Consider the following 19197-nt stretch of genomic DNA (forward strand, 5'->3'; position numbering starts at 1 on the left):
CTGATGTCGGGTCTTGGGTCAAATGTACGGTTCCGTCGCAAAGCCCCACGATCTGCGGGGTTTTCCGGCGGCTGTCGCGGATATGGGAAACTGCCCCCCGCCTGCAAGGCCTGATCGCGATTCAGCGTCAGTCTCCGTCAGGTGTGTCACGAAGCGCGCATGGGTCTATAATGGCCGCGGCGGCCCGCCGGACGGGCCGGCCAGAAGGAGGCGCCCATGCTCGCCCGGACGACACTCACCGCCGCCCTGGGCGCCGCCGCGCTCGGCCTCGCAGGGCTGACCGACGCCGTGTCGACGGTGCAGGCGCAGTCGAGCGACGGCCAGAACCGCCGCGTCCGCGTGCACAACCAGACCGGAGCGGTGTTGCAGACGCTGCAGGCCGCCGACGTCCGCACCGGAACGTTCGGCGCGGACCTGCTGGGCGGGACCCCGGTGGCGACCGGCGCCAGCGTGCCGGTGACCATCGACGACGGGTCCGGCGGCTGCCTCTACGACCTGCGGGCCGGGCTGGCGGGCGGCCAGACGCTGCTGCGCGAGAACATCAATGTCTGCCGCATCGCCGACTATTATCTGACCCGCTGAGCCTTGGCGCCGCGCGAGATCGACACCGGGCTGGAGGGGTTTCGTCTGTGGCCGGGGGCCCTGTCGCCCGACGAGCAGGCGGATCTGCGGGACGCGGTGCTGTCGGCGGTCGAAAGCGCGCCCTTCTACCGGCCGACCACCCGGGCCGGACGGCCGTTCTCGGTGCAGATGAGCAGTCTGGGGCCGCTGGGCTGGGTCTCGGACCGGGGCGGCTATCGCTATCAACCGGTCCATCCCGTGACCGGGGAGCCGTGGCCGCCGATGCCGGAGCGGCTGGTTGTGCTGTGGCAGGAGCTGACCGGCTGGCCGGAGCCGCCGGACGCCTGTCTGGTCAATCTGTACCGCGACGGGGCGCGGATGGGGCTGCATCAGGATCTGGACGAGGCCGACCGGGCGGCGCCGGTGCTGTCGATCTCCCTGGGCGATACGGCGGTGTTCCGCTTCGGCGCGGCGGAGGGCGGGCCGACGCGGTCGGTGCGGCTGGCCTCGGGCGACATCTGCGCCCTGACCGGCCCGGCGCGGCTGGCGCGGCACGGGATCGACCGGATCCTGGCGGAGTCGTCGGGGCTGATCGCGGGCGGCGGGCGGATGAATCTGACGCTGCGGCGGGCTCGGTAGGGATGAGGGACGAGGGATGAGGGATGAGGAGCGGGGTCCAGCAGGTCGGCGACCGGGGGCTGCTGCCTGATCGAGGGCGACAACACCGTAAGCCAGCCAATCCCTCATCCCTCATCCCTCATCCCTCATCCCCCTCATCACTGCCCCGTGACTCGACGCCCCCGACACCCCGGGCCACTGTCCCGCTTTGAGCGCCGGAGGCTCCATGCCAGACCTCGTCCGACCCGAAGGGGCCCAGCCCGACGACTTCCGCTTCAGCCGCCGCGCCCTCGCCACGGGCGGTGTCGGCGGGCTGTTGTTCGCCGGCTACGCCCCCGCCGCCCTGGCGGCCCAGGCCAGCCCGGTGAGCACGCCGGCGGACGGACTGGTGACGGCGAACGTGTCCTGTCCGGCCCCCGACGGCTTCGACCTGCCCGCCTTTGTCGCCCGGCCCGAGGGCGACGGGCCCTTTCCCGTGGTCGTGGTGGTGTCCGAGATCTTCGGCGTCCACGAATACATCCGCGACATCTGCCGCCGGTTGGCGAAAGAGGGCTATGCGGCGGTCGCGCCGGCCTTCTTCGTCCGGGTCGAGGACCCCGCCGGCGCCGAGATGGCGCGGGTCCAGGAGATCGTCGCCGCCGCCGGCCATGAGCAGGTGATGGGCGACGTCGCCGCCACCCTCGACTGGGCCAGCCAGCAGCTGTGGGCTGATGCCGACAGGGTCGGGATCACCGGCTGGTGCTGGGGCGGCAAGGTGGTGTGGCAGGCCGTCGCCCGCTTCGCGGCCATCGACGCCGGCGTCGCCTGGTACGGTCGTCTGGCCCCGCCGGCCGACGCGACGCCGGAGCAGGTCGCCGGCGGGCCGTGGCCGGTCGATCTCGCCGACGATCTCAAGGCTCCGGTGCTGGGCCTGTACGGCGAGGCCGACCGCGGCATCCCGCTGGCCAGCGTCGAGGCTATGCGGGCGGCCCTGCAACGGGCCAGCCAGACGGAGAGCCGGATCGAGGTCTATCCGGACGCGCCGCACGGCTTCCACGCCGACTATCGCGACAGCTATCGCGCCGCCGATGCGGCGGACGGCTGGGCGAAGCTGCTGGCGCTGTTCGGGGAACGGCTGAAATAGGCCCGGTTTTCCTTCTCCCCTCGGGGGAGAAGGTGGCCCGGAGGGCCGGATGAGGGGGCTGCCTGCCTCATCCTGACCTTCCGACGGCCTGCGACGGATAGGGCCCCCTCATCCGAGCGGCTTCGCCGCCCACCTTCTCCCCCGAGGGGAGAAGGGAATTGGTCAGGCCTGGCCGTCGAAATTCCCGCCGGTCGCGCCGGCGGCGACATAGGCCGCATTCCCCGCCGCCGCGCCGGAGCCCTTGGCGGCGACCACCACCATGGCCGGGCGCACGGTGCGGCCGAACAGGGCGTAGCCGGCCTGCAGGGTCTGGATCACCTGACCGCCCTGAACCGTGTCGGACGGCTGCTCCATCATCGCCTGGTGGAAATGCGGATCGAAGGCCTCGCCGGCTTCCGGCGCGACACGCTTCAGATTGTTGGCCTCGAAGGCCGACAGCAGCGACTTCTGGGTCAGCTCCAGACCGGTGACCAGACCGGCCTCGCCGGCGTCGGCGTCCTTCGGCGCGGCCTGCAGGGCACGCTCCAGATTGTCGGCCACGCCCAGCAGGTCGCGGGCGAATTTCTGGATGGCGTAGGCGCGGGCGTCATTGTTCGACAGCTCGGCGCGCTTTTTCGTATTCTCGGCCTCGGCGACGGCGCGCAGGGCGCGGTCCTTCCACTGGTCGCGCTCGGCGATCAGGGCGTCGATGGGCCCAAGACCGTCGTCCGGCTCGCCATAGCCGTCCGCCTCGCCGATGTCGGCGGCCAGTTCCTCGGAGGTCGGGGTGTCGTCGTGAATGTCGCTCAAGTCTCTTGTCCGTCCAGAATCCGGCCCAGCACCCGGGCGGTATAGTCCACCAACGGTATGACACGGGCATAGTTCAGCCGCGCGGGGCCGATGACGCCGATGGCGCCGAGAACCCGCTGACGGCCCGTCATATAGGGCGCCGCGATCACGGCGGAACCCGAAAGCGAAAACAACCGCGTTTCCGCGCCGATGAAGATGCGCACCCCCTGGGCGGTCGAGACCCCGTCCAGCAGGCCGATCAGCTGTTCCTTCTGCTCCAGATCATCGAACAGGACGCGCACCCGCTCGAGATCCTCGGCGGTCTCGCGGTCGTGCAGCAGATTGGCGCGGCCGCGCACGATCAGGGCCCGCTCGCGCTCGGCCCCGCCGGACCAGGCGGCCATGCCGTCCTCGACGAGGCGGGCCGCCGTCTCGTTCAGCTCGCGCCGGGCGGCGTCCAGTTCGGTGCGCATCTCGGTGCGCGCCTCGTGCAGGGGGCGGCCCTTGAGCCGGGCGTTGAGGAAGTTGGACGCCTCCTGCAGGGTCGAGGGGGTGACCCCGGCCTTGAGCGGCATCAGCCGGTTCTCGACCGTGCCGTCGTCGGCGACCAGCACGGCGAGGGCCTGGTCGCGGCCGAGGGCGACGAATTCGACGTGTTTGACCCCGGCCTCGCGGATCGGGCTGGCGACGATGCTGGCCCCGCCGGCCAGACCGGACAGCAGGGACGAGGCCTCGTTCAGGGCCTCCTCGAAATTGCGCCCGCTGCCGGCGAGGCGGGCGTCGATCTCTCGCCGCTCCTCGGCCCCGATGTCGCCGATCTCGAGCAGGCCGTCGACGAACAGGCGCAGGCCGGCGTGGGTCGGGATGCGCCCGGCCGAGCTGTGCGGCGAGCCGAGCAGGCCGGCGAGGGTCAGGTCCTGCATGGTGTTGCGGATCGAGGCCGGCGACAGGGCGACGCCGGTCAGCGACAGGGTGCGCGAGCCGACCGGCTCGCCGGTCTGCAGATAGGCCTCGACGATGCGGCGGAAGATGTCGCGGGCGCGCTCGTCGAGGGCGGGCAGGCTCAGGGAGGGCCCGCCGAACGGGGCGCCGGCGAAGCTGGTCATGACCGCGCCTCCCAGCCCTGGCGCGACAGCCGGTGCACGAGGCAGTCGTCTTCGTCGAACATCCGGCGCCCGACTGGCTCGAAGCCGAGGCGCTGGTAGAAGCGGTGGGCCTCGGTGTTGGAGGCCAGCGGGTCGATGACGATGGCGGTCACGGCCGGATCGGCGAAGCAATCGTTGATCGCCAGGGTCATCATCTGCGTGCCGTAGCCGTGGCCGAGCGCGTCCGGCGGACCGATCCAGATGTCGAGCGCTCTCAGGTTCGGTCCGATGTCGCCCCAGTAGTGGGTCGGCTCCAGATGCGGGTCGATGATCTGCATCACGCCGATGGGCCGGCCCTGCAGCTCGGCGATGCGGTAGAAGCTGACCTCCGACTGGTCCGACAGCTCCTCGCGCCATTGAATGCCGCCGAAGGCGATGTCGGCCTCGGGGTCGTCGGTCGAACAGGCGATGACGTGCGGCTCGCGGTCCCAGCCGGCGAGCAGATCGGCGTCCTCCGGCGTCGCCGGGCGCAGCCGGACGGCGGAAGGCGCGGACAGGGGGGAATACAGGCTCACGGTTTCAGGATAAGCAGCCCGGCCGTCCCGTCCAAGGAAATCGCTCATGTCGACCGCCCGCCCCTCCGAACGCGCCCCCGAACAGCTCCGCCCCGTGACGCTGGAGACGGGCGTCAACCGTTACGCCGAGGGTTCCTGCCTGGTGACCTTCGGGCACACCAGGGTGCTGGTCACCGCCTCGGTCGAGGAGAATGTGCCCGGCTGGATGCGTGGCAAGGGGCAGGGCTGGGTCACGGCGGAATACGGCATGCTGCCGCGCGCCACCCACACCCGCGGCCGGCGCGAGGCGGCGGCGGGCAAGCAGACCGGGCGGACGCAGGAGATCCAGCGGCTGATCGGCCGCTCGCTGCGGGCCGTGGTCGACCTCAAGGCGCTGGGCGAGCGCCAGGTGGTGCTGGACTGCGACGTGGTCCAGGCCGACGGCGGCACGCGCACGGCGGCGATCACCGGGGCTTGGGTCGCCATGGCCAGCGCCTTCGACTATCTGCGCGCCGAGGGGGTGCTGAAGACCGACCCGATCCTCGACCAGGTCGCCGCCATCAGCTGCGGCGTGTGCAGCGACCAGCCGGTGCTGGACCTCGACTATGAGGAGGATTCCACCGCCGAGGCCGACAGCAACTTCGTCCTGACCGGCTCGGGGACCATCGTCGAGATCCAGGCCACGGGCGAGAAGCGCGGCTTCACCCGCGCCGAGTTCGATCGCCTGTTCCAGCTGGCCGAGGGCGGCTGCGCCGAACTGTTCGCGATGCAGCGCGCGGCGCTGGGGCGGTAACGAGGGCCTCAGCCCTCCTCGCCGTCCGGCAGGCCCATCATGTGGAAGCCGGCGTCGACGTGGATGACTTCGCCGGTGGTCGAGAAGCCGAGGTCGGAGCACAGCCACAGGGCGGCGCCGGCGACGCCCTCCATCGAGGTGTCCTCCTTCATCGCCGACATGGCCCGGCCCTGGGCGATCATGCCGCGACCACCCGAGATGCCGGCCAGCGACAGGGTGCGCATGGCCCCCGCCGAGATGGCGTTGCAGCGGATGCCCTTCGGCCCGAGGTCGCGGGCGATGTAGCGGGTCGCCGCCTCCAGCGCCGCCTTGGCCACGCCCATGGTGTTGTAGTTGGGGATGGCCCGCTCCGAGCCGAGATAGGTCATGGTCACCAGCGAGCCGCCGTTGGGCATCAGTTTCGACGCCCGCTTGGCGACGTCGACGAAGCTGAAGGCCGAGATGTTCATGGCCAGCAGGAAGCTGTCGCGGCTGGTGTTGTCGACGAAGCTGCCCTTGAGCTCGTCCTTGTTGGCGAAGGCCACGGAGTGGACGACGAAGTCGATCGTGCCGAAGGCCTTTTCCAGCTCGGCGAAGGCCGCATCCATCGAGGCGTCGTCGGTGACGTCGGCCGGGATCAGCAGCTTGGCGCCGACGCTCTCGGCCAGCGGCCGCACGCGGCGCTCAAGGCCCTCGCCGAGGTAGGTGAAGGCCAGTTCGGCGCCCTGGGCGGCCAGTTGCGAGGCGATGCCCCAGGCGATGGAGTTGCTGTTGGCGACCCCCATGATCAGGCCCTTCTTGCCCTTCATGAGTTCGCCCGTGGGCATGTTCCAGCCGCTCTCGCTCGCCATGGTCCGTCTCCGTGTTGGGTGGCCTAACGCTCGCAACGCGGTTGCTCGCTGCATGAGGCCGTTGGCGGAGGGTTAGCAGGGGGCGTAAGGCGGGGGAAGCGTCAGGCCGCGTCGGCCTCCGCCTCGCGACGGCGGGTCAGCCGGGCCAGCAGGGGCGTGGCGGTGACGCCGTGGACGATGATCGACAGCAGGATGATGAAGCCGACCACGGCCCACAGCCGCTCGCTGTCGCCGAAGTCGCCGTGGTTGATGCCATAGGCCAGATAATAGACCGAGCCGACGCCGCGGATGCCGAGGAAGGCCAGCAGCAGCCGTTCGCGCCACGGCTGTTCCGACCCGGCCATGGCGATCAGCCCGGCGATCGGACGGATGACGAAGACCACGGCGAGGCCGATCAGGGCGTCGGTCCAGGTCAGGCTGGACAACAGGCCATTGGCCAGGGCCCCGCCGAACAACACCAGCAGCAGCATCATCAGCAGCCGTTCGATCTGGTCGGAGAAGTCGTGCATCTCCTGATGGAAGTCATGGTCCCGCTCATAGCCCCGGATCACGAGGGCGCAGATGAAGACGGCGAGGAAGCCGTAGCCGTGAACCATCTCGGCCGCCGCATAGGCGATCAGGGTGGCGGCCACGGCGATAAGGCCGTCGCCGAGCTTCGACAGGCCGCGCCGGCCGCGGAACAGCAGGTAGCCGAGCGCCTTGCCGATCAGCCAGCCGGCCCCCAGTCCGGCCAGCAGCTTCCAGCCGACCTTGATGGTGAACCAGTCCGTCAGGCCGGACTGGGTGGCGAGACCGCCGGCGGCGGCGAGGATGGCGAGGTGAACGAAGGGGAAGGCGAGGGCGTCGTTGAGCCCGGCCTCCGACGTCAGGCCGAAGCGGACCTCGTCGCCATCGCCCTCGCGCGGCGGGCCGACCTGGACGTCGGCGGCCAGAACCGGATCGGTCGGCGCCATGCTGGCCCCGAACAGCAGGGCCATCGCGAGGCTGAACCCCAGCCCGGCCCATCCGAGAAAGGCGACGGCCGCGATCGTCAGGGGCATGGCCACCGCCAGCAGCCGAAAGGTGGTCGACCAGTTGCGCCAACCCGGGGGGCGATCCAGCTTCAGGCCGGCGCCCATCAGGCTGATGATCACCACCAGCTCCGTCAACCGCTCGGTGGCCGTGTCCCAGGTGCGGGGGTCGGGATCGAAGGACAAGAGCCCGGTGCTGAACACCAGCACGCCCAGCGCCACGCACAGGATCGCCAGGGTCAACGGCAGCCGTTTCAGCCCCGCCGGGGCCCAGGAGACCAGCAGGACCACGCCGCCGAGGCCGAGCAGGAACAGGATGTAGGGATCGAAGGTCAGAAGCGGCTCCGTTCGTCTGGCGGCCGACTATAGCGCGCCGAAGCCCCGCCGGTTGCCGTCAGACCTTCGACAGGATCAGCGTTCCGTTGGTGCCGCCAAAGCCGAAGCTGTTGGACATGACGTGCTTCAGCTCGCCATCGTGGCGTTCGCGCAGGATCGGCATGCCCTCGAACTCGGGGTCGAGGTTTTCGATGTGGGCGCTCTGCGCGGCGAAGCCGTGCTTCATCATCAGCAGGCAGTAGATGGCCTCCTGCACCCCGGCGGCGCCCAGCGAATGGCCGGTCAGCGACTTGGTCGAGGAGATCATCGGCAGGTCGTCGCCGAAGACATTGCGCACCGCGCCCATCTCCTTGCTGTCGCCGACCGGCGTCGAGGTGCCGTGCGGGTTCAGATAGTCGATGCGCGGATTGCCGGCCATTTCGAGGGCGATCTTCATGCAGCGCTCGGCGCCTTCGCCCGAGGGGGCGACCATGTCATAGCCGTCGGAATTGGCGCCGTAGCCGGTGACCTCGGCGTAGATGGTGGCGCCGCGGGCCGCGGCCCGCTCGTACTCTTCCAGCACGACGATGCCGGCGCCGCCGGCGATGACGAAGCCGTCGCGGTCCTTGTCATAGGCGCGACTGGCCTTGTCGGGGGTGTCGTTAAAGTTGGACGACATGGCGCCCATGGCGTCGAACATGTTGGACATCGACCAGTCGATGTCCTCGCAGCCGCCGGCGAAGACCACGTCCTGCTTGCCCCAGGCGATCTGTTCAGCGGCCGCGCCGATGCAGTGGGCGCTGGTCGCGCAGGCCGAGCTGATCGAATAGTTGATGCCCTTGAGCTGGAACCAGGTGGCCAGCACGGCCGAGGGGCCGGAGGCCATGGCCTTGGGCACGGCGAACGGGCCGATGCGCTTGGGGGAGCCCTTTTCGATGGTGGTGGCCGCCGCCTGCAGGATGATCTGGGTCGAGGGGCCGCCCTCGCCCACAATCAGGCCGATGCGCTCGTCCTTGATCTCGTCCGGGGTGAGGCCGGAATCCTTCAACGCCTCCTCGAAGGCGATGTGACCCCAGGCGGTGCCGTTGGCGAGGAAGCGGGCGGCGCGGCGGTCGACGTGCGGGGCCCAGTCCTCGGCCGTCACGCCCAGCGACGGCGGGGCCCAGACCTGCGAGCGGAAACCGTGCTGGATATGGTCTGGCGCCGATTTCACGCCGGACTTCGCCTCGCGCAGCGAGGTCGCGACCTCGTCCTGGCCGGTGCCGATGGAGGAGACGATACCCAGTCCGGTGACGACGACACGCCGCATGATGTTTCCTTCTTGAACTCTGATCGCCGCGTTGTCCGCGGTCTGTGAACCGTTTAGCCGCCGACGGGTTCAGTCGCGCCGAACAGACCGACGCGCATGTCGGCCGCCGTATAGATGGGGACGCCGTCGGCTTCCAGAACCCCGTCGGCGATGCCCATGACCAGCCGGCGATTGATGACCCGCTTGAGGTCGATCTTGTAGACCACCTTCTTGATGTCCGGCGTCACCTGGCCGGTGAATTTGACCTCGCCGACGCCGAGCGCCCGGCCGCGGCCCGGGCCGCCGATCCAGCCCAGGTAGAAGCCGACCAGCTGCCACATGGCGTCGAGCCCGAGACAGCCCGGCATCACCGGATCGCCGATGAAATGGCACTGGAAGAACCAGAGGTCGGGATGGATATCCAGTTCCGCCTCGACATAGCCCTTGCCGTGGGCGCCGCCGTCGGCGTTGATCATGGTGATGCGGTCGAACATCAGCATCGGCGGGGCCGGCAATTTGGCGTTGCCTTCGCCGAACATCTCGCCGCGGCCCGAGGCCAGCAGCGCTTCATAGTCGAACGACGACGGATTCGATTGGGTCAACGGACGCTCGCTTGTCGGGCGGCCAGCCGCGCGGGGCGCGGCTCATGGCCGGTGTGGCCGTCGGGTTACACGAGCGCGGGGGCGGGCTCAACCATCCCCTTTGCGGGGCGGACTCAGCGACGGCCGGTCCCCGCCGGGCGGGCCGCGTTGCACAGCGGCCGGGCCTGGGTTCCGAACACGGCGGACTCGCGCACCCAGCCTCTCAGACGTCGGGCCCCGACGCGGCACCAGCCCTCCTCGCATTCGCCGAGAGCGACCAGCGAGCGGGGCGACAGCCGGGCCCGCACCGGAGACGAGTCCGAGCGGTTCGCATGGATCGGGATCTCCGCCTCCGAGGCGTTGAACACGCTGCGCCGGCCGGAGACGACGCTGCGGTGCACCCAGGCGACCGCGCCCCGGGGGTCGCAGATCTTGCGCCATTCGGTGGTCTCTGCGATCACCTGCACCGGCAGGCCGGACACGCGGTATTCCCACAGGATGCGGTGGTCGAGGCCCGGGCCGAACCGGGCATGGACCTCGGACGACTTGAGCGACAGCCAGCGCGGCACCGGCTGGCCGCTGGGCGTCGGGCGGCCGTCAGGCATGGTCTGGAAGGCCCCGGCCAGCATAGCGGCGCCGACGACCACGACGGTCGCGGCCAGCCTTCGAAGGCTTTGGAAGCGGGGGCGAGCTTTGCTAGACACGCAGGTATCCACGGAATTGAAGGCTCTGAATGTCCGCGCCCAGGCTTAAGGTCGTGTTAACCAGACGGCTGCCGGACGCGGTCGAGACGCGACTGCGCGAACTGTTCGACGCCGAACTGAACCTGACGGACACGCCGATGGACCGGGCGACGCTGGAGGCGGCCGTGGCCCGCGCCGATGTGCTGATTCCGACCATCACCGACGCCATAGACGCCGAACTGATCGCCGCGGCCGGGCCGCGGCTGAAGATGATCGCCAATTTCGGGGCCGGGGTGGATCACATCGATGTCGAGACGGCGGTCGGACGAGGGTTGATCGTCACCAACACGCCGGGCGTCCTGACCGAGGACACGGCCGACCTCGCCATGGGGCTGATCCTCGCCGTCAGCCGCCGCATCGTCGAGGGCGCCCAGGTCGTGGCCGAGGGCCGGTTCGAGGGCTGGACCCCGACCTGGATGACCGGACGCAAGCTGTGGGGCAAGCGGCTGGGCATCGTCGGCATGGGCCGCATCGGCCAAGGGCTGGCGCGGCGGGCCAGGGCGTTCGGGATGCAGGTCCACTATCACAACCGCAAGCCGGTCCCCGACATGGTCGCCGAGGAACTGGGGGCCACATACTGGGACGATCTGGACCAGATGCTGTCGCGGATGGATATCATCTCGCTGAACTGCCCGGCGACGAAGGAGACGCACCACCTGCTGTCGGCCGAGCGGCTGGCGCGGCTGCAGCCGCACGCCCTGCTGATCAACACCGCCCGGGGCGAACTGATCGACGAGGCGGCGCTGGCCGAGGCCGTGGCCCGCCGCGCCATCGCCGGCGTCGGACTGGACGTCTATGAGCATGAGCCGGCCATCCATCCGGGCTTGCTGGGTCTCGCCAATGTCGTGCTGCTGCCGCACCTCGGCTCGGCGACGATCGAGGCGCGCCAGGACATGGGCGACCGCGTCATCGTCAACATCCTGACCTTCCAGAACGGCCACCGCCCGCCCGACCGGGTCATCCCGGCGATGTTCTAGCCGCAGACGGGGCAGGCCGGATCGGCGGCGACGGCGACGGTGCGCGCGGTTCCGGCGAGGCCGTCGTAGAGCAGCAGCCGGCCGGTCAGGGGCTGGCCGGCGCCGGTGATCAGCTTGATCGCCTCCAGCGCCGCTATCGCGCCGACCACCCCGGCCAGCGCTCCGACCACCCCGACGCGGGCGCAGGTCTCGGCCTCCGGCGGGGTCTCGGGCACCAGGCAGCGATAACAGGGGCGGCCGGTGAACACCCCGATCTGGCCGCTCCACCGTCCCAGCGCTCCTGAGACCAGCGGGATGCCGGCGGCGATGCAGGCGGCGTTGACCGCGAACCGGGTGTCGAAATCGTCGGTGCCGTCGATGACGAGGTCGCAATCCCGCAGCAACCGGCCGGCGCTGTCGGCGGTCAGGCGCTCGGGCGCGGGCTCGATCGTGACGTGGGGGTTCATCGCCGCCAGCCGCCGGCCGCCGGCCTCGACCTTGGACTGGCCGATATCGGCGTCGGAAAAGGCGATCTGGCGCTGCAGATTGGACAGGCTGACGACGTCGGGGTCGATCAGGCGCAGCGCCCCGACGCCCGCCGCCGCCAGGTACAGGGCCGCCGGCGACCCGACGCCGCCGAGACCGACGAGGGCCACGCGCGCCGCCTTCAGCCGCTGCTGGCCGGGACCGCCCAGTTCGGCCAGCACCAGGTGGCGCGCATAGCGCTCGATCTCGTCGTCAGAAAAGCTCACCCGCCCCCGTTACGGGGTCCGTCGCCTCGCGTCACGCGGCGTCGCGGAATTCCAGCAGCGCCTCGATCTCATTGGCCGTGACCCGCGACAGGGAGTCCACGCCGACGCGGTCGAGCAGGGCGGCCGGGTCGCCGCACAGGGTGATCGGCTCGTTGAAGCGGCGGGCCTTGATCGGCTCGTCGCTGAGGATCCGCACGCCCGAATGGCGCGGATCATCGAGCAGCCGGCGGATCAGGCGGTCGATGTCGACCCGCGCGCCTTCGATCGCCTGCAGGATATGGCCGTCATGGAACATGATGCAGCTGGTCAGGTGGTCGCGCCGGTTGTTGCGCTCGGACACGCCGAGGATCTGGGCGATCGAAAGCGTCGTGGCTCCGGTCGCGCCGATCGCTTCGCTGGCATAGATCAGGCGGTGAAGCATGGCGCTTCCCTCACAGGACAAGATTTGGGGTATAATTTGATCGTGTAAACGATTGCATTGGTGAAAATATGTCCCAAGGCGACGTTGTAATTCCGCGGGAAACCGCTTGCCGCGCCGCATTCCTGTCTCCATCTGAGACGAATGACGAACGACAATCCGACTTCTCCCGGCTGGCACGGCACCACCATCCTCGCCGTGCGCAAGGACGGCCGTACGGTGATCGCCGGCGACGGCCAAGTCTCGATGGGGCCGACCATCGTCAAGGGCGCGGCGCGCAAGGTGCGCACCCTGGCCGGCGGCAAGGTCCTGGCCGGTTTCGCCGGAGCCACGGCCGACGCCTTCACCCTGATCGAGCGGCTTGAGGTCAAGCTGGAGCAGTATCCCGACCAGCTGGCCCGGGCCTGCGTCGACCTCGCCAAGGACTGGCGCACCGACCGCTATCTGCGCCGGCTCGAGGCCATGTTGCTGGTGGCGGACAGGAGTTCGATCTTCACCGTCACCGGCGTCGGCGACGTGCTGGAGCCGGAGCATGGCGTGGCCGCCGTCGGCTCGGGCGGCAATTTCGCCCTCGCCGCGGGCCGGGCCCTTCTGGACCACACCGAAATGGACGCCGAACAGATCGCCCGCCGGGCCATGGCCATCGCCGCGGACATCTGCGTCTACACCAACGGCAATCTGACGGTGGAGACGCTGGATTAGCGGCGGCTGAGGGCCCGCCCGCTCGACAACCGGAGGCAAAACGGCCAGCAAGACGCCATGACCGCGCCCCGCATCTTCATCGACGCCGACGCCTGTCCGGTGAAGGACGAGATTTACCGCGTCGCCGCCCGCTACGGCCTCGGCGTGTTCGTGGTCTCCAACGCCTTCGTCAACACCCCGCGCGAAAGCTGGATCGAGCGGGTCATGGTCGACGCCGGTCCCGACGTCGCTGACGACTGGATCGCCGAACGGGCCGGGCCCGGCGACATCGTCATCACCTCCGACATCCCGCTCGCCGACCGCTGCCTCAAGGCCGGGGCCCAGGCGCTGAAGTCGAACGGCCAGCCGTTCACGCCCGATTCGATCGGTTCGGCGCTGGCGGGGCGGATGGTCGGCGAACATCTTCGGTCGATGGGCGTGGCCACCTCGGGCCCGCCGCCGTTCGGGCCGAAGGACCGCTCGGCCTTCCTGCAGGCGCTGGACCAGGCCGTGGTGCGGGCGAAACGGGCGCCGCGATGACCGTCATCCCCGAGAGCGAGCTGGAATTCCGCTTCTTCCGCGCCGGCGGCCCGGGCGGCCAGAACGTCAACAAGGTCTCGACCGCGGTGCAGATGCGCTTCGACGCCCGCAATTCGCCGTCTCTGACCGAGCCGGTGCGGGCGCGGCTGATGAAGCTGGCCGGCAGCCGGCTGACCCTCGACGGGGTCATCCTGATCACCGCCGTCCGCCATCGCACCCAGGAGCGCAACCGCGCCGACGCCATCGAACGGCTGCAGGGACTGGTCGACAAGGCCTCGGTAGCGCCGGTTTATCGCGTGCCGACGCGGCCGACGCGCGCCTCGAAGGAGCGGCGGCTGGAAGGCAAGGCGAAACGCTCGACGATCAAGAGCGATCGCGGCCGGCCTGCCGGCGACGACTGACGTCTATTCGGCGGGACGGAACAGCAGGCCGGTGATCTTGCCCTCGTCGTTCAGGGCGATCATCCATTCCGTCACCGCCTCGGCGAAGGTGACGGCGAAGCCGTCCATCCCCTCCTGGCTGCCCATGAAGTCGACCGCGACCACCACGCCGAAGCGCTGGATCAGCGGCGTGACAACCGCCTCCTGCTCACGGACCTTTTCGGCGAGGTCGTCGGTCATCAACCCATAGTCGATGGCTCCGGCCTGGGCCCCGGCGATGATCGTGCGCAGGGCGTCTTCGGCGCCCGGGTTGAGCGGGGCGGCGGCCGGGGCCGGCGAAACGGGCTGGACGGCCTGCACCGGCATCGTGGGACCGTCGAAAGTATTGGGCACAGCGCCGGCGGCCACCTGGGCCTGGGCGGCGGGGGCGAACAGAAGGACGGCGGCGGCGAGCAGAAGCGGCTTCATGGGATCGTCTCCGGACTGATCTCAGAGAATGGCGGGCCAAAGCGACAGAACAAGGGCGGCGGTCGAGGCGGCCACCGCGAGGGTCACCCCGGCGATCATCCACGCCGGCGCGCGGGTCTCGCGGACGATGACCGTGCGCGTCTCCGGCGCGCTCTGCGCCTGGCGCGACAGGGCCTTGAGCGTGGCCCGGGCCTCCTCGAAGGCGTCGCGAACCTGGGCCTGGGGCCCGAGTTCGCGGCGAATCCAGCGCTCGACCACCGGCTGGGACGCGGCCCACAGGTCGTGGTCGGGGTTCAGCCGGCGGGCCACCCCCTCGACCGAGACCATGGTCTTCTGCAGCAGGATCAGCTCGGGCCGCAGATGCATGTCGAACAGGGCGGTGATCTCGAACAGCTGGCCCAGCAGGCGACCCATCGACACCTGCGACGCCTGTTTGCCGATCACTGGCTCGCCGACCGCCCGCAGGGCCTGGGCGAAGGCCTCGACCGAATGTTCGGGCGGGACATAGCCGGCCTCGAAATGGACCCGGCTGATGCGGTCGTAGTCGCGGCTCAGGAAGCCCCACAGGATCTCGGCCAGATAGCGCCGCTCGGCCGGTCCCAGCCGTCCGACGATGCCGAAATCGATCGCCGTCAGCTCGGCCGGGGCGTGACAGAACAGATTGCCCTCGTGCAGGTCGGCGTGGAAGGTCCCATAGTCCAGCGCCTGGGTCAGGAAGGCCTGCACCACATTGTCGGCCAGGGCGTTGCGGTCCAGCCCCGGCTGTTCGGCGGCCAGCGGATCGGTCATGGCCACGCCCGGGGCCCATTCCAGCGTCAGCACCCGCTTGCCGACCCCGTCCCAGATCACCGCCGGGGCGGTCATATGGCCGCCGTCCCGGTCGCGGGCCCGATCCATGATGTCCTTGAGCTCGGAGGCCGCCGCCGCCTCCAGCCGCATGTCCAGCTCCAGCTGCAGCGCCCGGGCGATGGTCTCGACGAAGGCCGACGGCTCCAGCCGTCTTGCCGGGGGCACGAAGCGCACCGCCAGTCGCGCCGCCAGCCGCATCGAGTCCAGTCCCTGGGCGACGCGCCGCTCGGCGCCGGGCCGCAGCACCTTGACCGCCACCTTGCGCCCGTCGGCCAGCCAGGCCGGATGCGCCTGGGCCAGGGAAGCAGCCCCCACCGGCGGGCCGAAATCGGTGAACAGGCTCTCGACCGGCCGGCCCAGCGACCGCTCGACCTCGCGGCGCGCCTGGTCCAGCGGGAAGGGCTCAAGCGCGTCCTTGAGCCGGCCGAGGTCGCGGGCGAATTCAACGCCGAAGATGTCGGCGCGCGTGGCCAGCACCTGACCCAGCTTGATCGCCACCGGGCCCAGGTGCTCGAACGCCTTGCCCAGCCGCTGGCCGGGGCGGCCTTCGCGACCCTCGCGCCCGGCGAAGCCGTGCAGGAGATGGGCGATCCAGCGAATCGACACCGGCAGCAGCGGCGTGATCTCGCGCGGGACGAGGGCGTCATGGCGGATCAGAACCCAGCCCCAGCTCATCAGGCGCAGGCTGGCCTCGACCGGCCGGCGCACCGGCACGGTGGCGGGCGGCGGCGGCGGGGTGGCGGGATCGATCCGGCGGCTCAGATCGCCCACCCGTGATGGATCGCCGCCACGCCGCCCGACAGATTGGTCACCGTCACCCGGCTGAAGCCGGCGTCCTCGATCATGGCCCTGAAGGTCGACTGGTCGGGGAAGCGGCGGATGCTCTCGACGAGGTATTGATAGCTGTCGCGGTCGCCGGCGACCCAGCCGCCGATGCGCGGAATGGCGTGGAAGGACCAGGCGTCATAGGCCTTGCGGATGGCCGAGGCGGTCGGCCGGGAGAATTCGAGGCACAGGAAGCGCCCGCCGGGCTTCAGCACCCGTCGCGCCTCGCGCAGGGCCTGGGGGATGTCGGCGACGTTGCGGATGCCGAAGCTGATCGAATAGGCGTCGACCGAGGCGTCGGGCATCGGCAGGGCCATGGCGTCGCCGACGGTCCAGGACATCTCCGGCTCGCCGCCCTTGTGGACCCCGGCCATGATCATCTCGGCGTTGTAGTCCAGCACGATGATCGAGGCGTCGTCCCCGCCGCGGCGCTGCTGGGCGCCGCGCGCCATCTTCGCATAGCGCCGCGCCATGTCGCCGGTGCCGCCGGCCACGTCGAGGATGGTTTCGCCCGGACGCGGATTCAGCTTGGCCGCCGCGGCGTCTTTCCACAGCCGGTGCACGCCCCCGCTCATCAGGTCGTTCATCCGGTCGTAGTTCGAGGCGACGCTGTCGAACACGCCGCGCACGAGCTGCACCTTCTCCTTCGCATCCACATCGCGGAAGCCGAAGGAGGAGGTCTTGCCGGCAGGGGCGTCGGAGGCGGGCGCGTCGGTCATTGCGGCGGTCTAGCGTTTCCCGCCGCCTCCGTCATCCATCCGCGTGGCCGCACCTCGCTGGGCCGCTCAGCGGGTCGGCGCGCTGGGGCGCGGCACGCCGAGATCCTTCATCACCCCGCGCATCAGGGCGTAGCAACCGCAGGACGCCCCCTCCAGCGCCTTGCGGTCCAGCACCTCGACCCAGCCGCGGCCCCGCCGGATCAGCCCCTGCTCCTCAAGCGTCGAGCCGACCTCGGAGACGGTGGCCCGGCGCACGCCCAGCATGCCGGCGATGTCCATCTGGGTCAGGGCGAAGCGGTCGGCGTCGGCGCGGTCGTGAATGGTCAGCAGCCAGCGAGCCAGCCGTTCGTCCAGCCGGTGCTGGGCGTTGCAGGCCGCGGCCTGCTGCACCTGGGCGAACAGGCTCTCGGTGAATTTCGACAGCGCCATCCGCATGCTCTCGCTCTGGCTCAGGGCGTCGGCGAAAACGTCGGAGGGGCAGCAGGCTGAAACGCCGTCGACCTGGGCGATGGCGCGGCTGGCGGCGCGGGCGTTGGTCGGTCCGCAGGTGACGCCGACCAGACCCTCCCGGCCGATGGCGGCGGTCTCGATCATCCGGTCGTCGTCGATCACGGTCATCAGCGACACCACGCCGCTCATGGGAAACCAGACCTCGTCGACCGACTGGCCGGCGTCGTACAGCATCTGACCCTGGCTGAAGGGCCGCTCGCTCAGATGCGGCTCGATCCGCTTGCGGTCGGCGGCGTCGAGCGCGGCGATCCACAGATTGTCCATGCCGAGGCTCCCGGTTCGAAGGGTGATGGTTTGTAACGCTCAAGCTTCTGACTGCGTTCCTGTGTCCGACTCCGGCGTCTTGTGGCCGCGCGGCACGCGAGATACGGCTCTACGAGGATCGCGCGCGGTACGAGGACGAAGCATGACGGAACGGCTGGACGTGGACGAGGTGCTGAAGGCCCTGCCGTCATGGCGGGCGCATGAGGGGTCCCGCCCCGCCATCGAGCGCAAGCTGGCCTTCGCCGACTTCAACGCCGCCTTCGGCTTCATGACCCGCGTCGCCTTGCTGGCCGACAAGGTCGATCACCATCCGGAATGGTCCAATGTCTACAACCGCGTCGACATCGTCCTGACCACCCATGACGCCGGCGGGGTGACCCGGCGCGACCTCGACATGGCGCGCTTCATCGACGAGGCCGCCGTCGCCCTCGGAGCCCGGTCGTGAGCGGCCGCGTCGCCGGCAAGGCGGCCCTGATCACCGGCGCGGCCGGCGGCCTCGGTCAGGCCATGGCGCGGATGCTGGCGCGCGAGGGCGCACGGGTCGCCGTCACCGACACCAATCTCGAAGGCGCGCGAGCCCTCGCCGAAGCGATCAACGCCGAATGCCCGGGCGTCGCCTTCGCCTTCGCCCACGACGTCACCGACGAGGCCGACTGGGTCGCGGTGGTCGATCAGGCCGTGGCGGCCATGGGCGGGCTGTCGATCCTGATCAACAACGCCGGCATCGGCGGCCAGCTGGTCTGGGCCGAGCAGGATACGCTGGAGAACTGGCGCCGCGTCCAGGCGGTCAATGTCGAGTCGATCATGCTGGGCTGCAAACACGCCATGCCGCATCTGCGCGCCTCGGGCGCCGCCTCGATCATCAACATCAGCTCGGTCGCCGGCCTCGCCGCCGCGCCGGGCATGGGGGCCTATAACGCCACCAAGGCGGCCGTCTGGATGTACACCAAGACCGTCGCCCTCGAGGCCGCCAAGGCGGGCTGGAACGTGCGTTGCAACTCAGTGCACCCGGTCTTCATCAAGACGCCGATCCTCGACCCGTTCGTGGCCATGGCCGGCGGTGACGAGGCGACGGCGCACGAGAAGCTGGCGCGCGGCATTCCGCTGAAACGCATCGGCGAGCCGGACGACGTGGCGTATTGCGCCCTCTACCTCGCCTCGGACGAGAGCAAATTCGTCACCGGCGCCGAGTTCAAGATCGACGGGGGCATGCTGGCGCAGTGATCAAGGTGTCATCTTCAAGATAACCGCTCGGCCAACCGGAATCACCTGATCATCGGCATCGACAATGGCAGCGGACGTCCCGCGCCCGTCCACCGCCTGGCCCTCGAGTTCACAAGGCAGCGTCACGAACACCGTATCGCCCACGCTGTTGCCATCAACGTGGTGGATCGCGCCGTCGGCGATGCTGCATTGGTAAAGGCAATATTCGTTCGTTCTTCCTTCGTTGAAAATCCGTCGCCGTCCGTTGAACGCGATCGCAACTGGTTCGGGCGGGACAGCAAAGGACTGAACGGCGAACTCGTCGCCACCGAAGGACAGGAGGAAGGCTCCCTTGAGCACGAC

General features: G+C 69.9%; 25 protein-coding genes. 10 read left to right on the forward strand and 15 right to left on the reverse strand.

Annotated elements, in window-relative coordinates; translation table 11 throughout:
- Positions 1 to 216: 216 nt before the first annotated feature.
- The 3 genes from ACK4JY_RS01695 (at position 217) to ACK4JY_RS01705 (ending at position 2302) form a co-directional block, all read left to right on the forward strand.
- Positions 217 to 582, forward strand: coding sequence for a hypothetical protein (locus tag ACK4JY_RS01695; RefSeq protein ID WP_409602467.1), 366 nt, complete (start codon positions 217 to 219; stop codon positions 580 to 582).
- 3 nt (positions 583 to 585) lie between these two features.
- Positions 586 to 1200 (forward strand): alpha-ketoglutarate-dependent dioxygenase AlkB, encoded by a 615-nt coding sequence (locus ACK4JY_RS01700; protein WP_409602468.1) that lies wholly within the window; start codon positions 586 to 588, stop codon positions 1198 to 1200.
- Positions 1201 to 1405: 205 nt separating this feature from the next.
- On the forward strand, positions 1406 to 2302 hold the full coding sequence (locus tag ACK4JY_RS01705) for a dienelactone hydrolase family protein (protein ID WP_409602469.1): 897 nt from the start codon (positions 1406 to 1408) through the stop codon (positions 2300 to 2302).
- A gap of 162 nt (positions 2303 to 2464) precedes the next feature.
- Here ACK4JY_RS01705 and grpE read toward each other — a convergent pair whose 3' ends face one another.
- The 3 genes from grpE to ACK4JY_RS01720 are packed head-to-tail and all read right to left on the reverse strand — an operon-like array spanning position 2465 to position 4730.
- The gene (grpE, locus tag ACK4JY_RS01710; protein ID WP_409602612.1) at positions 2465 to 3052 is read right to left on the reverse strand and encodes a nucleotide exchange factor GrpE; all 588 of its coding nucleotides are present in this window, start codon (positions 3050 to 3052) and stop codon (positions 2465 to 2467) included.
- Positions 3053 to 3087: 35 nt separating this feature from the next.
- Positions 3088 to 4176 (reverse strand): heat-inducible transcriptional repressor HrcA, encoded by a 1089-nt coding sequence (hrcA, locus tag ACK4JY_RS01715; protein WP_409602470.1) that lies wholly within the window; start codon positions 4174 to 4176, stop codon positions 3088 to 3090.
- The gene (locus ACK4JY_RS01720; protein WP_409602471.1) at positions 4173 to 4730 is read right to left on the reverse strand and encodes a GNAT family N-acetyltransferase; all 558 of its coding nucleotides are present in this window, start codon (positions 4728 to 4730) and stop codon (positions 4173 to 4175) included. The genes hrcA and ACK4JY_RS01720 overlap by 4 nt, the downstream gene beginning before the upstream one ends.
- 46 nt (positions 4731 to 4776) lie before the next feature.
- Between ACK4JY_RS01720 and rph the strand changes: the two genes are divergently transcribed.
- Positions 4777 to 5502, forward strand: coding sequence for a ribonuclease PH (rph, locus tag ACK4JY_RS01725; RefSeq protein WP_409602472.1), 726 nt, complete (start codon positions 4777 to 4779; stop codon positions 5500 to 5502).
- Positions 5503 to 5510: 8 nt separating this feature from the next.
- On the opposite strand, the gene ACK4JY_RS01730 is transcribed toward rph, so the two are convergent.
- The 5 genes from ACK4JY_RS01730 to ACK4JY_RS01750 form a co-directional block, all read right to left on the reverse strand.
- The gene (locus ACK4JY_RS01730; RefSeq protein WP_409602613.1) at positions 5511 to 6308 is read right to left on the reverse strand and encodes an enoyl-ACP reductase; all 798 of its coding nucleotides are present in this window, start codon (positions 6306 to 6308) and stop codon (positions 5511 to 5513) included.
- Between the two features lie 125 nt (positions 6309 to 6433).
- Complete coding sequence (locus ACK4JY_RS01735; RefSeq protein WP_409602473.1) at positions 6434 to 7633, reverse strand: cation:proton antiporter; 1200 nt, start codon at positions 7631 to 7633, stop codon at positions 6434 to 6436.
- Between the two features lie 103 nt (positions 7634 to 7736).
- The gene (gene fabB, locus ACK4JY_RS01740) at positions 7737 to 8966 is read right to left on the reverse strand and encodes a beta-ketoacyl-ACP synthase I (protein WP_409602474.1); all 1230 of its coding nucleotides are present in this window, start codon (positions 8964 to 8966) and stop codon (positions 7737 to 7739) included.
- 53 nt (positions 8967 to 9019) lie between these two features.
- Entirely contained in the window at positions 9020 to 9547 is a 528-nt protein-coding gene (gene fabA, locus ACK4JY_RS01745) for a 3-hydroxyacyl-[acyl-carrier-protein] dehydratase FabA (protein ID WP_409602475.1), read from the reverse strand.
- Positions 9548 to 9660: 113 nt separating this feature from the next.
- Positions 9661 to 10230 (reverse strand): SH3 domain-containing protein, encoded by a 570-nt coding sequence (locus tag ACK4JY_RS01750; protein WP_409602476.1) that lies wholly within the window; start codon positions 10228 to 10230, stop codon positions 9661 to 9663.
- 29 nt (positions 10231 to 10259) lie between these two features.
- Here ACK4JY_RS01750 and ACK4JY_RS01755 point away from each other — a divergent pair, with 29 nt between their 5' ends.
- Positions 10260 to 11246 (forward strand): 2-hydroxyacid dehydrogenase, encoded by a 987-nt coding sequence (locus tag ACK4JY_RS01755; RefSeq protein ID WP_409602477.1) that lies wholly within the window; start codon positions 10260 to 10262, stop codon positions 11244 to 11246.
- Here ACK4JY_RS01755 and ACK4JY_RS01760 read toward each other — a convergent pair.
- Together ACK4JY_RS01760 and ACK4JY_RS01765 are read right to left on the reverse strand one after the other, a co-directional pair.
- Positions 11243 to 11977, reverse strand: coding sequence for a HesA/MoeB/ThiF family protein (locus ACK4JY_RS01760; RefSeq protein ID WP_409602478.1), 735 nt, complete (start codon positions 11975 to 11977; stop codon positions 11243 to 11245). The two genes, ACK4JY_RS01755 and ACK4JY_RS01760, sit on opposite strands and share 4 nt — an antisense overlap.
- A gap of 31 nt (positions 11978 to 12008) precedes the next feature.
- Positions 12009 to 12398, reverse strand: coding sequence for a BLUF domain-containing protein (locus ACK4JY_RS01765; RefSeq protein WP_409602479.1), 390 nt, complete (start codon positions 12396 to 12398; stop codon positions 12009 to 12011).
- A gap of 141 nt (positions 12399 to 12539) precedes the next feature.
- Between ACK4JY_RS01765 and hslV the strand changes: the two genes are divergently transcribed.
- From hslV to arfB, 3 genes are read left to right on the forward strand one after another with little or no spacing between them, the layout of a single operon-like run.
- A complete protein-coding gene (gene hslV / locus ACK4JY_RS01770; RefSeq protein ID WP_409602480.1) occupies positions 12540 to 13097 on the forward strand; it encodes an ATP-dependent protease subunit HslV in 558 nt (185 codons plus the stop codon).
- A 57-nt stretch (positions 13098 to 13154) separates the two neighbouring features.
- Positions 13155 to 13616: a YaiI/YqxD family protein gene (locus ACK4JY_RS01775; protein WP_409602481.1), complete on the forward strand. Its 462-nt coding sequence runs from the start codon at positions 13155 to 13157 to the stop codon at positions 13614 to 13616.
- Positions 13613 to 14017, forward strand: a complete 405-nt coding sequence (arfB, locus tag ACK4JY_RS01780; RefSeq protein WP_409602482.1) for an alternative ribosome rescue aminoacyl-tRNA hydrolase ArfB — start codon at positions 13613 to 13615, stop codon at positions 14015 to 14017. The genes ACK4JY_RS01775 and arfB overlap by 4 nt, the downstream gene beginning before the upstream one ends.
- A gap of 3 nt (positions 14018 to 14020) precedes the next feature.
- Here the strand turns inward: arfB and ACK4JY_RS01785 are convergent, their stop codons facing one another.
- The 4 genes from ACK4JY_RS01785 to ACK4JY_RS01800 all read right to left on the reverse strand — a co-directional run bounded on the left by ACK4JY_RS01785 (position 14021) and on the right by ACK4JY_RS01800 (position 17631).
- The gene (locus ACK4JY_RS01785; protein ID WP_409602483.1) at positions 14021 to 14464 is read right to left on the reverse strand and encodes a hypothetical protein; all 444 of its coding nucleotides are present in this window, start codon (positions 14462 to 14464) and stop codon (positions 14021 to 14023) included.
- Between the two features lie 21 nt (positions 14465 to 14485).
- Positions 14486 to 16084 (reverse strand): 2-polyprenylphenol 6-hydroxylase, encoded by a 1599-nt coding sequence (gene ubiB / locus ACK4JY_RS01790; protein ID WP_409602484.1) that lies wholly within the window; start codon positions 16082 to 16084, stop codon positions 14486 to 14488.
- Positions 16072 to 16857, reverse strand: coding sequence for a class I SAM-dependent methyltransferase (locus ACK4JY_RS01795; RefSeq protein WP_409602485.1), 786 nt, complete (start codon positions 16855 to 16857; stop codon positions 16072 to 16074). Before ACK4JY_RS01795 ends, ubiB begins: the two co-directional genes overlap by 13 nt.
- Before the next feature lie 66 nt (positions 16858 to 16923).
- Positions 16924 to 17631: a Crp/Fnr family transcriptional regulator gene (locus ACK4JY_RS01800; protein WP_409602486.1), complete on the reverse strand. Its 708-nt coding sequence runs from the start codon at positions 17629 to 17631 to the stop codon at positions 16924 to 16926.
- Positions 17632 to 17773: 142 nt separating this feature from the next.
- On the opposite strand from ACK4JY_RS01800, the gene ACK4JY_RS01805 reads away from it, so the two are divergent.
- Positions 17774 to 18076 (forward strand): 4a-hydroxytetrahydrobiopterin dehydratase, encoded by a 303-nt coding sequence (locus ACK4JY_RS01805; protein WP_409602487.1) that lies wholly within the window; start codon positions 17774 to 17776, stop codon positions 18074 to 18076.
- On the forward strand, positions 18073 to 18855 hold the full coding sequence (locus ACK4JY_RS01810; RefSeq protein ID WP_409602488.1) for an SDR family oxidoreductase: 783 nt from the start codon (positions 18073 to 18075) through the stop codon (positions 18853 to 18855). Before ACK4JY_RS01805 ends, ACK4JY_RS01810 begins: the two co-directional genes overlap by 4 nt.
- Here the strand turns inward: ACK4JY_RS01810 and ACK4JY_RS01815 are convergent, their stop codons facing one another.
- On the reverse strand, positions 18856 to 19194 hold the full coding sequence (locus ACK4JY_RS01815; RefSeq protein WP_409602489.1) for a hypothetical protein: 339 nt from the start codon (positions 19192 to 19194) through the stop codon (positions 18856 to 18858).
- Positions 19195 to 19197: the final 3 nt, after the last annotated feature.

It is taken from the genome of Brevundimonas sp. (assembly GCF_046295595.1).
Taxonomy (GTDB): Bacteria; Pseudomonadota; Alphaproteobacteria; order Caulobacterales; family Caulobacteraceae; genus Brevundimonas.